Raw genomic sequence first — 13,705 nt, 5'->3', positions numbered from 1 at the left:
TTACTATAGGATATAGTCTGAAATTATGTGATAAAACTAGGTTGAGATAGGGATTTGGTTTGGCGCTACTCGGATCTTCTTTAGCGCTACTCGGCTCCCCTTTGGCGCTACTCGAGCTCTTTGGCGCTACTCGGGTCTTCTTTAGCGCTACTCGAGCTCTTTGGCGCTACTCGCACCCCTTTAGCGCTACTCGGGCTCTCTTTGGCGCTACTCGGGCTCTCTTTAGCGCTACTCGGGTCCTCCTTTAGCGCTACTCGGCTCTCTTTGGCGCTACTCGAGCTCTTTAGCGCTACTCGGGTCTTCTTTGGTGTTACTCGAGCTCTCTTTAGCGCTACTCGGGCTCTCTTTGGCGCTACTCGGCTCTCTTTGGCGCTACTCGAGCCTCATTTAGCGCTACTCGAGCTCTTTTTGGAGCTACTGGGCTCTCTTTGGCGCTACTCGAGCTCTCTTTAGCGCTACTCTGGTCTTCTTTGGCGCTACTCGGGCTCTTTAGCGCTACTCGAGCTCTTTGGCGCTACTCGAGCTCTCTTTGGCGCTACTCGGGCTCTCTTTAGCGCTACTCGGGTCCTCTTTAGCGCTACTCGCCCCCCTTTGGCGCTACTCGGGCTCTCTTTAGCGCTACTCGGGCTCTCTTTGGCGCTACTCACCACAAAAAAATCTCCAGAAAGCCACTAACTAACCGCGACTTTCCAGAGATTATCCCTTCTTACCCTACTTCTTGCACTACCCCATTTTGTAATTGATACATTTTGTGGTATAAACCATTTTTAGCAAGTAACTCTTGGTGTGTCCCTCGTTCAACAATCTCGCCATGGTGGAGCACTAAAATTTGCTCTGCATCTTGAATCGTACTTAGGCGATGTGCGATGGCAATTGTCGTGCGGCCTTGACGCATTTTATCAAGACTTGCTTGAATAGCTACTTCAGTTTCCGTATCTATTGTTGCTGTTGCTTCATCTAAAACGAGCACTTTCGGATTTGTTGCAATGGTTCTCGCAAAAGCAATGAGCTGACGTTGCCCACTTGAGAATGTGGATCCACGCTCTGATACTTGATGTTTATAGCCGTTAGGCATGGATTCTATAAATTGATCAGCTTGCACAAATTCCGCTGCAGCCTTAACGTCTTCTTCCGTCATATCTTCATTAAAGAGTTTAATGTTACTTTCAATATTCCCGTAAAATAGGAATGGGTCTTGGAGTACTAAGCCCATTTGCTGTCTTAATGTTTGTTTCGGATAATTTTTAATAGACTGACCATCTATTACTATTTCGCCCTTTTCAAACTCATAAAAGCGCATTAATAGATTAATAATTGAACTTTTACCGCTCCCCGTATGACCGACAAGTGCAACCGTCTCTCCTGGATTAACGGTAAATGAAATATCTTTCAACACATCTGTATTGCCATCATATGAAAATGTCACATTTCGGAATTCAATACGTCCGTCTGTCATTTCCACTGAAGAATCATCTAATTGTTTTGGATCCAATTCCTTGTCATCCAATAATGTAAAGACACGAGATGCGGATACAATAGCTTGTTGGAAAATTGAAAGTCTTTGCATGACTTGGTTAATAGGCTCAAAAAAGCGATTAATGTAGCTGACAAATGCATAGATTACACCGATTTCCACCGGTTCACTAAAGGATGTTATTCCAAAAAAGCTCAGCATTAAAATTAGGCCAAATGCATAGACCAAGTCAATTACAGGTCTTAACAATAGACCATCTAGCTTAATACTACTCATCACTGCCTTATAATGCTTCTCATTAATTTCGTCAAATTCATCTCGGAAACGTTTTTCCTGACGAAATGCTTGCACTATCGACATACCAGATAAAGATTCTGCTAATTTGGCATTTAATTGACTCAACCGCTCACGCATATCCATATAATAAAATGCACTATATTTTCTGTAGATATAGACAATACAGAAAAGAATAGGCAGTAAAATAACAGTTGCTAAGGCTAGTTTCCAGTTTAGTGCAAACATTGCAACATAAACTCCGATAATTAAAAAGCCACTTTGTACAAAACCAATTAATACACTAACGAACATTTCCATGATAGCTTCAGTATCATTCGTTACACGAGATACAATACTACCTGCTGGTGTTTTGTCAAAATATCGCATACCTAGCTTATGCACTTTCGTATACACATCTATCCGTAGCTGCTGAATTACCTTTAGAGCCAGTATATTGAAACGAAGCATCTGTAAATAACTAATGACCGAATTCAAAATTTGAATGCTAATGTACACTACAGCAAGAATGATTAACGTATTTGTAGGGAAATGACGTGGTGTTAAATAATCATCCATGAATATTTTAATCAACAATGGACCTAGGATATCGCCGAGAACTGTAATTAAGAGTAACATTAATGCGATTACAATGGACTTTTTATGTGGTTTCAAATATGTAAGGAGCCGCTTTAATACTTGCCATTGCTCCTTACCTGTTAGGGTGATTTTTTGCTCTTCACTCATGTTGACTCACCCCCTCTTCAAGTTGTTGCAATTGATACATTTCGAAATAACGACCTTTTAGCGTCATCAATTCATCATGTGTTCCTTTCTCCACTACAGCCCCATCATGTAAAACAATGATGAGATGTGCATGGACAAGCGCACTTAGTCGATGGGACGTAATAATTGTCGTGGAGTCTGTTCTAGCCTCTTTTAATGACTCTAAAATGGCCTCTTCAGTCTTCGCATCAACCGCTGATAAAGAATCGTCTAAAATAAGAAGTTCAGGTTTCATTAACAACGCTCTTGCAATTGAAATCCGCTGTTTCTGTCCCCCTGAAAGTGATACACCTCGTTCTCCAACAACCGTATTGTAGCCTTCTGTAAAGCGCAATATATCATCGTGAATTTGAGCAATTCTAGCTGCACTTGTCACTTCAGCTTCATCTACATCTGGGTTTGTAAAAGCGATATTTTGATATAAGGATGCTGAGAATAAGAAATGCTCTTGCGGTACATAGCCAATTGCTTCGCGGAGTTTTATTGCTTCATAATCTCCTATGGCATGATCTCCGTAACGAATTTCACCATCGTAACCATCAAATTCACGCATCAATAATTTTAAAATTGCTGTTTTACCTGCACCTGTCTTACCTACAACACCAAGTGTTTCACCACGTTTTAACGTGAAATGTACATCTTTTAGAGAAGGTGTTTCATCTTCAGGGAATGTAAATGAATTAATATTAAACTCTATATCCCCCTGAGGTCGAATGGATATAGCATCTTCTTTATCTTTAATATCCATTTTTTCATCTAATAGTTTACGAATTCGGTCATATGATGCACTACCTCGCTCCATAATATTAAAGAGCAATCCAAATGCTAGCATAGGCCATACAAGTAGACCTAAATACGATGTAAACGACACTAAATCGCCAAGTGTCATATCGCCTGCAACAACAAATTTAGACCCAAATATTATCGTTAAGAAAAATGAAATACCTACGACGAGAGAAATGGTTGGATCAAATAGTGAATCTACTTTTGCCACTCGTGTATTTTTCTCGACAACTTCGTCAGATAAGCGTTTAAAATCCTCGATATCCTCTTTATCTTGTCCGAATGTTTTCATAACTTTAATGCCCGTAATACTTTCCTGCGTTTTATCATTTAAATCCGAAAATGCGGCTTGGGCATGATGAAAACGTGCGTGTAAAAGTTTACCGTAATAATTCGTTGATAGCGCCATAAACGGCATTGGAATTAAGGCGATTAACGTCAGCTTCCAATCGATTGTAATGGCCATTGCCAATATGACAAAGCCCCCTGTTGTTATAGAATCTACAAGGGTTAAAACTCCGTTACCCGCTGTTTGTTGCACCGCTGATACATCATTTGTTGCATGTGCCATTAAATCTCCGATACGACGTTTTTGATAAAAGGACGGTGCCATCGACGTAAAGTGATGGAATAATTTTGCCCGAAGCCTTTTTGCTAATGTCATTGACGAACCAAAAATCATAATTCGCCAATAATAACGAATCACATACATCAATAGTGCAGAAACACCTAATAGACTCAACCATTTAACTAGCGATCCCACTGTTAAATGACCACCGCCAATCTCATCGACAACAACGCCAATAATTTTTGGTGGTACTAACTGTAATATTGCCACCATGATTAACAGTAAAATACCGATCAAGTATTGCTTCTTACGTTCCTTAAAAAACCAACCTAACTCAAAAAATACCTTCATCTCTATTCACCCACTTTTCTTCACAAATAACAGTTTATCAAATATTCTGAAATGATTGAAGATAAAAAATAAAAATAATTTCGGTTTCCTAAACATTTTTTTATTTTTCGATCCATTCCCCTAAAAACTTCATAAAAATAACCCTTTACGATTTATAAAATCATAAAGGGTTACTTCAAATTTAAAAATTTTGTATTAAGTATGCTGTTTTTCCACTTTGAAATATTGACTAAAGTTTAAAGTGAACTATGAATGACTGTAGCAAACTTATTTTAAAGTACCTGTACTAATAATAGACGTATTAACATGGACATCCACTTGTAATTTAGCAAGAGTTTCTTTCGTCAATTTTTTATTCCATTTTCCTTTGTGATACATTCTAAAATTTTCACTTAGACCAATTGGGTCAATCTCCAAATCATTAATCTTCTCTATAAATTTTTTAATGTCTTTTTCAACTTGTTCATTAATATCTTTTTCTAGAATTGTAATACTTTTTGGCGTATTCAATTCATGCTCCCTTTTACCTTTATATTCACTTAGAGTTCCTTTGATTTTCAAGGAAATAGTCAACTTTGGAGAATCAACACTTTTATTGCTCTTAAATTTCACATTACTTTCTATTAAATCAAGCATTACTTTTTCTTTGTTATATCCTTGATTCATTTCTATCGGTAATGGCGCTAGTTTTTTTCTTCCTTGTATTGCTTGAATGATGAGTGCATCTTCTGGTGTTATCATTTCAAGCATGTGCCTATTTTTAAATAAGGCAACTCCCTTTATCTCTATTTTATCATCAATTTTTTCTATTACAGGAATGATGGGATCAAACACTGGATTTGTTATCGTATATATAAAACCATGTATATTAGTGTTTGGATTAAAAGCAGTATTAATACTTGGTAGTAATAAATCATTTAAATAAAAATTGATATTTGGTTTATCCAGATATTTTCCCTTTAACATTTCTTCTGCATTTCCTTTAACTATTGCAATAAGTACTTTATTACCTACTTCTGCATTTCTGTATAAATGTTGTATCACTTTCTGAACATTTCCCTTTTGTGCATATTCCTCATTAATAAGAACAACACGTAATTGGTTTAAAATAACTTTTTTATCTGAAAGTTTCTCAATTTTAACAATTCCCTTAGATACTAAGTCCGTTTTAACTGAGAAAATCTGTGTATTCCGCTTCGCTTCGGGAGAATATTGTGGAATTGCTACGGTTAACTTAGTTGTATCTTCATCAATGTAGTCAAATGCCATTATACCAACCATACCTACTTCTTCTAAAGGTACTTTCACCTCTTTTTCTGAACAACCTACCAAAAAAATAAGTACAAAAAAAGTGAAAATTAATACAAGTTTTCTGCTCATGTTTGCACCTGCTTTTTTCGAAGTAGATGTACAATGCCCAAAAACAATGGCCAAACTATTAATACATATCCCACATAGTTGCTTCCTGAAAATAATTTTTCTTGGAATTCTTGAGAAAATGGCATCTTTACGACCAGAAAAATGATTAGTGCAAGAATGTAAATATGATACTTCTTTTCTTTAGATCGTAAAGTATCCATCCCTCTCTTAGCACTCCATAAATATACTGAAACTGTAGACAAAATTAGAAATACCCACAATGTCATGCCAATAATATCTATTCTTTCTATAAAAGAAAACTCTCCAGCTTTAAACAAATTTAGTACTGAAAACTCTACATACTTTAACTGCCATTCTGAATAATACATTACGCTTACTACAGTGGTTATAAAACAAAGACTAATACTTATCCAAATCCCTATTAATGCATGTTTATATGCCTTTTTTTGATCAATAATGTTGGGGAAATAAAACATAATTAGTTCATATCCTAAAATAGATAAATAGCCTTTTTTCATCGCATCATAAAAATCCTTGCTATTAAAATTAAATAAAGGTAGGAAGTGACTTATCTCTCCTTTTTCAATTGCCCAACGAAGAAAAAAAAACATAGATATAGTTATAAAAAAAGTCATTATGCAGAACCTTGCAATAGATCTAATCCCTCCATGAACTATGTAAATAAGTAATAGAAGAAAAAAGAAAACAGGTGCAGTAATAGTTTGTTCTGATAGAGCTGTACTCTGTATAAGATGCATATAATTACTGATAATTCCTGCTGTAAAAAATGTAAATTGTAGGACAATGAATAAATTGACACCCTTCCCTAACCACTTCCCTAATAAAATTTCATTGATTCTAAATAAATTTTCGTTAGGATACTTACTATTAATCCAAATCATCGGTAATAGAGTTAGACTTGCAATTACGCCAAATAGGAGCGGAAAAAGTGTTTGACTATAGCCTACAGCACTCAGTTTTTGAGGTAGAGTGAGTATTCCAGTACCAATCATTACGCTTTGCACCAAAAAGATAACATGATATCTATTCAAAAATTTCTGTTTGTTTGTACTCAACTTAAACTACCTCAATTCTTTTGAGACATTTACTTTTTCTGTGATTTTGAAATGCCCATCTTACTTTTTAACACTGCTGTTGGAAATCTTATAATGCTATCTAACAAATCTGATGCTTTACGAGGAATAATAGGTGCCAAATATGGCGTTCCTAAAGACTTTAAACTTTGTAAATGGGCTATTAGCCAAGCAAATGCTAGCATTTGTCCGAACAATCCAAACAATCCCGCAGATAAAATAAAAAAGTATCGAATAAATCTACTTGTATTACTCATTAAAAAAATTGGAGGAAGAAAAGAAAGTAATGCGGAAGTTGCAACTAGTACGACCAGTATGTTACTGATTAAACCAGCTTCTACTGCTGCGGTACCAATTACAATACCTCCTACGATACCGATAGTTTGACCTACTTTCGCAGGCATTCGTGATCCAGCTTCCCTTAAAACTTCAATGATTAATTCAATAAACAATACTTCAAAAAGTGGCGGGAATGGAACTTTACTTCTCGATTCCTGTAGATTCAGTAGAAGTTCGTATGGTAGTACCTCAGGATGAAATGTTAATGCAGATATATACATGGGGGTTATCATGATTGTTAAGAAAAACCCGAAAAATCGAAGCATTCGAAGCAGAGAAGCTGTTGTCCAACGGTTGTAATAATCTTCAACAGAAACAAACATTTCGAAAAATGACGTTGGACAAACGATTGCAGCTTGACTGTTGTCCATGAAAACAACAATTCTGCCATCAATAAGGTAGCGACTGATACTATCTGGTCGTACACTCATGTAATACTGCGGAAATGGAGATAAAGGATTATCTTCAATCAATTGCTTTAACACGGAGATATCTGTAAATATAGGATAATGAATTTTATTTATTCGCTTTCTCAAAGTTTCTAAATTTTCCTCATTCACACTTTCTTCCATATACATAATACTTATTTTTATGTTCGCTTCTGTGCCAACTGTAAGATTTTCATTTTTCAACAAAGGATTTTGAATGCGTCTTCTCACTAAAGAAATATTTGTCTCTAATGATTCTGAAAATGCATCTTGTGGTCCAATAACTGTTGACTCTGTTTCCGTATTTGTTATAGCACGTGTTGGCGCACTATATGTATCAATAGTTAATATTGTATTTGTTCGATGAAAATACAATAACGTTTGCCCAGAGTCTAGCTTTGCTGTAACGACTTTAAGATCAGATGGGTCGATTACTTCAGCTACTTGGTGAATTTGATTTATGTGATTAGCTAAAGGAATAAAAACCATCGATTGCAGTGTCATTTTTTCTACAAGTGATGAGGAATAAATGACAGTGACGATGCCTTCATTTGTAGGGATTTTTCTAAATAATACGTCATCTATTTTGCGGGTATTTTTCTTCAAAGTCTCAATGGTCTGCTTAGCCTGATTTTTCTTGTTAGGCTTTTTAATAAGCTGTTCAACTTTAGTGGTACGTACTAATTTGTATTTCAAAAGTACCACACGCCTTTCTTAAATATTTACTTAGTTTGCCCATTTTTTAAAAAATGTATGCCATAATTTTTGGGGGAAATGTAGCTAGACTTTCAAACATCCTTTTAGAAGTTAGTTGGTAAAAGCTGAGATGATGCTGTTATTAATGTGTTAAGAGGAGATTTTCCTGAAAATGATGAAACTTATAAGGAAGCCTTTATGGTTTATAACTATTACTCTGAAATAGAGAGTGGTGGTCACGAAAGTTTATTCAATTGGGGATGGGAAGACATACAAGCTCAAGGGATATCCAATTACTGATCTCACGTCTAATCTTGAAAAAAAAGGTGCCCATGAGTATGGTCGAATCATCACCGTTTATGGCGAAGAAATGTGGCGTTTATTTCTCATTTTGGAGCATGAAGAAATGGATGAAGTTACATTTATCGAGCTAGAACAAGAGTTTTATACCGTAATTAACAAAGCAAATGAAGATTATCTCAAACTCCACAATCTATTAGAAAAATTATTAGAGTCATATTTTGTAAAGATACATACTGATTTGTTTGAAGTATTGGCAAACTAACAGATAAGAATTGAAATACTTTCTCCAGAAAATACAAAAAACCAACTTCCCTCTGGAAGTTGGCTTTGCTGGAACATATATGTATGCCCATAACTTGTGGAATCAGTTCCCCTCTGTGAACGTTCTTCCAATCTATTTTTTATAAATACTCTTTTGCTTTTGCGATTTGAATTTTCACTTGTTCGAAACCAGTTCCACCTAAGGAATGACGACGTTGCACTGCTGCTTCTGGGGCTAATACATCGTATACATCTGCTTCGATTAATGAACTTGCTTCTTGCAAGTCTTCAATTGATAGGTCTAATAAGTAAATACCACGTTGAATACAAAGGAAAACAAGTTTCCCAGTAACCTCATGTGCTTCACGGAAAGGCATACCTTTTGTTGCTAAATAATCCGCAAGTTCTGTTGCGTTAGAGAAATCTTGATGCACTGCTTTATGCAATGTTTCTTTTGCAACAGTCATTGTACGAACCATTCCTTCGAAGATTTTCAGTGAGCCGACAATTGTGTGCAATGTATCGAACATACCTTCTTTATCTTCTTGCATGTCTTTGTTGTAAGCTAATGGAATTCCTTTTAAGACAGTAAGTAATCCCATTAGATTACCGTACACACGCCCCGCCTTACCACGAATTAACTCCGCCATATCAGGGTTTTTCTTTTGTGGCATAATACTTGAGCCAGTTGAGAACGCATCATCTAACTCGATGAATTTAAACTCCTCACTTGACCACAAAATAATTTCTTCAGCAAAGCGCGATAAGTGAGTCATTAATAGTGAACCATTGCTTAAAAATTCAACGATGAAATCACGATCACTTACTGCGTCCATACTATTTTGGTAAACAGCAGAGAAACCTAGTAGCTCAGCACTCATTTCGCGATCAATTGGGAAGGTCGTACCAGCTAGAGCTCCTGCTCCTAGTGGTGAAATATCAGTACGTTTCAATGAATCATGGAAGCGTTGTTTATCACGTTCTAACATCCAGAAGTAAGTCATTAAATGATGCGCAAATGAGATTGGCTGTGCACGCTGTAAATGCGTATATCCAGGCGCCAGTGTATCAATGGTATCTTCCGCTTGCGTTACAATTGCTTTTTGAAAAACTTCTATTAAAGAAATAACCTCTTTAACCCGCTTTTTAAGGAACAAGTGCATATCTGTTGCGACTTGGTCATTTCGACTACGGCCAGTATGTAATTTACCTCCAACTGGACCAACTAAATCGATTAGCATTTTCTCAAGATTTAAGTGAATATCTTCATTAGCAATTGAGAACTCAAGCGAGCCCTCAGTTGCTTTTTGTTGTAATTGATGGAGACCCTCTTTTATCGTGTTGACTTCATCTTGTGATAAAATGCCACAAGCACCAAGCATCGTAACATGAGCAATACTGCCTTCTAGATCTTCAGTTACAAGCTGTTGGTCAAACCCGATGGATGCCCCGAATTCATCTACCCATTGTTCTGCAGAATTTTGGAATCGTCCGCCCCATAGTTTACCACTCATGCTTGCACCTTCTTTTCTCCTTTGTTTACCATAGAGTTCACTTTTGTTGGAAGACCCCATAGTTCGATGAATCCTACAGCTGAAGCGTGATCGAATTCATCATCTTTTGTATATGTTGCTAATTTTTCGTCATATAGAGAGTTAGGAGATTTACGTCCTTCAACAATTGCATGACCTTTGAATAGTTTCACACGAACTGTACCATTGACAAATTTTTGTGTTTCTTTTAAGAATGCTTCTAATGCTGTTCTTAATGGAGAGAACCATAAACCTTCATAGATAAGTTCAGTTAATTTTTTCTCAATCACTGGTTTGTAATGAGCGATTTCTTTTACTAGAGTAATATCCTCTAATTCTTTATGAGCTAAAAGTAAAGTATGTGCACCAGGGATTTCGTATACTTCACGTGATTTAATACCAACTAAACGGTTTTCAACGTGGTCAATACGGCCAACGCCATGTTTACCAGCTACTTCGTTTAATTTTAAGATTAAGTCAGCTAATTTATAAGAAACACCGTCAATTGCTACTGGAACACCTTGTTCGAATTCGATTTCGATAATATCAGCAGTATCTGGAGCATTTTCAAGTGATACTGTTAATTCGTATGCTTCTTCTGGTGGTGTAGCCCAAGGATCTTCTAAGATACCACATTCGTTCGCACGGCCCCATAAGTTTTGGTCGATTGAGAATGGAGAATCTAAAGAGATAGGAAGTGGAATATTCTTTGATTTTGCGTATTCTATTTCCTCTTCACGGCTCCAGGCCCATTCACGAACTGGTGCAAGAACTTCTAAATCTGGGTTTAAAGCTTTAATAGAAACTTCGAAACGAACTTGGTCATTCCCTTTACCAGTACATCCATGCGCTACTGCAACTGCACCAGTCTGCTCAGCAACTTCTACTAATTTTTTAGATATAAGTGGACGAGAAAGAGCTGATACTAATGGATATTTTTGTTCGTACCATGTGTGAGCTTGAAGTGAGATTAATGCGTATTCTTCAGCGAACTCGTCTTTAGCGTCAATCATGTAAGATTCAATCGCGCCCACTTCTAATGCTTTGTTTTTCACGAAATCTAAATCTTTACCTTCACCTACGTCTAAGCAGCAAGCTACTACTTCGTATCCTTGATCAATTAACCATTGAATCGCAACTGATGTATCTAAACCGCCTGAATATGCAAGAACTACTTTTTTAGCCATGTGACATTCCTCCGTGTACTGTATGTTTATACGTTTTTTATTAATATTTATGCACTTATCATAGCACGGAATAAAAATGAACACAAGTGTATTTTCTTGCATTATCAAAATATTTCAAGTTTGTGAATATACTTTTAAAAATCGCTTGTACATGGTATTAAACCTTGATATACATAAGTAAAAAGGCTATCCTAAGTAGAGTTTACTACTAGAACAGCCCTTTATATGGATATATTCATTTATATAATTTATGCATTTTTCCGCATAATAGTTATCTGAAAGCTAAAGTCACGAATGATAATTAATACACAAATGTATATTCATAAGATTTTCACTTCTTATTAAAAAATCGTTTCCCTAATAACTCCACAATGGAAGGTGCTACTGCATAAAGTTTACTTGTAATAGTCATATATGACGGTAAATTCACTTCTCTAACATTACGGCCAATTGTTTTAACAGTCGCTTCAGCTACTTGCTCTGGTGTTAACAACACATTCTTCATAGCATCACGGTATGTAGCAGTTTGATCTGCATGATCCAAGAAAGGAGTGTCAATTGGGCCTGGATGGATTGTTGTCACCTGAACATTATATGGTGCAAGTTCCATCCGGAGTGCATTAGTAAAGCCTATGATTGCATGTTTAGTTGCTGCATACACTGAAGCTTTCGGTGTTGCTACCTTCCCTGCTTGTGAACCAATGAAAACAAATTGACCTCTTTTTCGCTCTATCATTTGCTGTGATAATGCTTTTGTAAGAATTATTGGTGCTTGAATATTCACATGTAGCATCTGTTCAATTTCAGCATCCGTTAAGTCTGTTGCATAAGCAAACGTTCCAACCCCAGCAGAGAAAATAGCAATATCAATTGCAGGTAATTTTCCAACTAAATTATGATTCCCCTCTATAGTAGATAAATCAGCTTGAATCGGGTGAACATTTGGTGCAGTAAAAGATTGCAATGCTTCTTTCGAGCGCCCAGTAGCAAAAATTGTATGGCCTTTAGTAGCGAGAATATCTACTATGCACTTGCCAACACCGCTTGTCGCACCTGTTACGAGAATGGTTTTAGGCTTGCTCATAAAGATAAACGCCCTCTACATTCATCTTCTCCTTAACGAGTCCTTCGTCGATTAAATAGTCTAACTGGCCAATTGTTTCCGATAAAGTTAAACCTAATTCTTTTTCGTAAGCATATGAGAATAATTCAACGTTTAATTCAAACGTAGTTTTTGGACCACCTTCTAACATTCCATAAACTTTCATTGCACGCTTATGCTGTTTTTCAATGCGTTCATTTACCAGCTCATGTACGTTGCGAATATCTTCCCCGTGTCCGCTATAAAGTACATCAATCGGTAAGGTTAATAGTTTCTTCAATGAAGCATTTTGCTGTAGCAATGATTTTGCACGTTTAGACTTAGGATTGAGCGGTGGTTCTATTAAAGGATTAGAAGATACATGTCCGATGAGTAAATCGCCACCAATCATTGCTCTCTTTTCTTCATGCCAAAAAGCTAAATGACTTTGTGCGTGACCTAGTGTTTCCATCGCAATAAGACCTGGATGTCCCGGTACTTCATCTCCATCATGCAGGATAGAGGTTAATGGGCGAGTCCCTACAAAATCCGTAGATCTTGTCATCTTCTTAACCCAATAAAAGTACTCTTCCGGCACACCTTCTTCTTTTAAACGATCAGTATAAAAACCAAAATGTGAAGCAAGAAATACTGGATCTCTTCGTAACCAAGCATCATTATAGACATGCCCTAATACTTTTGCATTTGGAAATGCATCAACTAAACCCATATGATCTGGATGATGATGCGTTAAAATGACTTGTTCTATATCTTCAAAGCGATAGCCCACTTCTTTTAAACCTAATTTTAAAGCCTCATGCGCTTCGGGCGTTTTCGTACCCACATCGAAAATTGATAATGCGTCCCCTTTTAATAAATAGGAATTTACAGTCCCTACTGCAAATGGCGTTGGTGTAATAATCTTATGAAACAATTCAAAAACCCCCTACAAAAATGAATACCTATTCACCTCATTGTACAAGATAAGCTAGAAATCGTCACCTAATAATGTTGACAAAATATTGTTAAGACACTATACTTGCAATCACATACAAAAAAGCGTAGATGAAGAATAGTATAGATTTTGATGGTGTAAAGAGAGTGTGACCACCGGCTGCAAGTCACATAACCCGCTCATTATTTAGAACCTACTTCTGAGCTGCTATGAA

At 36.5% G+C, this 13,705-nt stretch carries 10 protein-coding genes and 1 other annotated feature (1 of these 11 cut by a window edge); of the genes, 1 reads left to right on the top strand and 9 read right to left on the bottom strand.

Annotated features, from left to right (window positions below; translation table 11 throughout):
• Positions 1-706 precede the first annotated feature (706 nt).
• The 5 genes from ACZLO7_RS11765 to ACZLO7_RS11745 form a co-directional block, all read right to left on the bottom strand.
• Positions 707-2,494 carry an ABC transporter ATP-binding protein gene (locus ACZLO7_RS11765; protein ID WP_464939333.1) on the bottom strand — a complete coding sequence of 596 codons (1,788 nt, stop codon included), beginning with the start codon at positions 2,492-2,494 and terminating at the stop codon, positions 707-709.
• On the bottom strand, positions 2,487-4,235 hold the full coding sequence (locus ACZLO7_RS11760; protein WP_464939332.1) for an ABC transporter transmembrane domain-containing protein: 1,749 nt from the start codon (positions 4,233-4,235) through the stop codon (positions 2,487-2,489). The genes ACZLO7_RS11765 and ACZLO7_RS11760 overlap by 8 nt, the downstream gene beginning before the upstream one ends.
• A 267-nt stretch (positions 4,236-4,502) precedes the next feature.
• Positions 4,503-5,615, bottom strand: a complete 1,113-nt coding sequence (locus ACZLO7_RS11755; RefSeq protein ID WP_464939331.1) for a Ger(x)C family spore germination protein — start codon at positions 5,613-5,615, stop codon at positions 4,503-4,505.
• Positions 5,612-6,691, bottom strand: coding sequence for a GerAB/ArcD/ProY family transporter (locus ACZLO7_RS11750; RefSeq protein WP_464939330.1), 1,080 nt, complete (start codon positions 6,689-6,691; stop codon positions 5,612-5,614). The genes ACZLO7_RS11755 and ACZLO7_RS11750 overlap by 4 nt, the downstream gene beginning before the upstream one ends.
• Before the next feature lie 29 nt (positions 6,692-6,720).
• Positions 6,721-8,172, bottom strand: a complete 1,452-nt coding sequence (locus ACZLO7_RS11745; RefSeq protein WP_464939329.1) for a spore germination protein — start codon at positions 8,170-8,172, stop codon at positions 6,721-6,723.
• A 229-nt stretch (positions 8,173-8,401) separates the two neighbouring features.
• On the opposite strand from ACZLO7_RS11745, the gene ACZLO7_RS11740 reads away from it, so the two are divergent.
• A complete protein-coding gene (locus ACZLO7_RS11740; RefSeq protein ID WP_464939328.1) occupies positions 8,402-8,737 on the top strand; it encodes a hypothetical protein in 336 nt (111 codons plus the stop codon).
• 139 nt (positions 8,738-8,876) lie between these two features.
• On the opposite strand, the gene argH is transcribed toward ACZLO7_RS11740, so the two are convergent.
• The 4 genes from argH to ACZLO7_RS11720 form a co-directional block, all read right to left on the bottom strand.
• Positions 8,877-10,250 (bottom strand): argininosuccinate lyase, encoded by a 1,374-nt coding sequence (argH, locus tag ACZLO7_RS11735; protein WP_464939327.1) that lies wholly within the window; start codon positions 10,248-10,250, stop codon positions 8,877-8,879.
• On the bottom strand, positions 10,247-11,455 hold the full coding sequence (locus tag ACZLO7_RS11730) for an argininosuccinate synthase (RefSeq protein ID WP_464939325.1): 1,209 nt from the start codon (positions 11,453-11,455) through the stop codon (positions 10,247-10,249). Before ACZLO7_RS11730 ends, argH begins: the two co-directional genes overlap by 4 nt.
• Positions 11,456-11,786: 331 nt before the next feature.
• A complete protein-coding gene (locus tag ACZLO7_RS11725) occupies positions 11,787-12,539 on the bottom strand; it encodes an SDR family NAD(P)-dependent oxidoreductase (protein ID WP_464939324.1) in 753 nt (250 codons plus the stop codon).
• Entirely contained in the window at positions 12,526-13,470 is a 945-nt protein-coding gene (locus tag ACZLO7_RS11720; RefSeq protein WP_464939323.1) for an MBL fold metallo-hydrolase, read from the bottom strand. Before ACZLO7_RS11720 ends, ACZLO7_RS11725 begins: the two co-directional genes overlap by 14 nt.
• A 119-nt stretch (positions 13,471-13,589) precedes the next feature.
• Positions 13,590-13,705 (top strand) — a binding site (T-box leader); it runs 100 nt beyond the window's last position.

Source organism: Viridibacillus sp. d25.2 (assembly GCF_055456015.2).
This window is presented reverse-complemented; position numbering and strand designations above follow the sequence as displayed.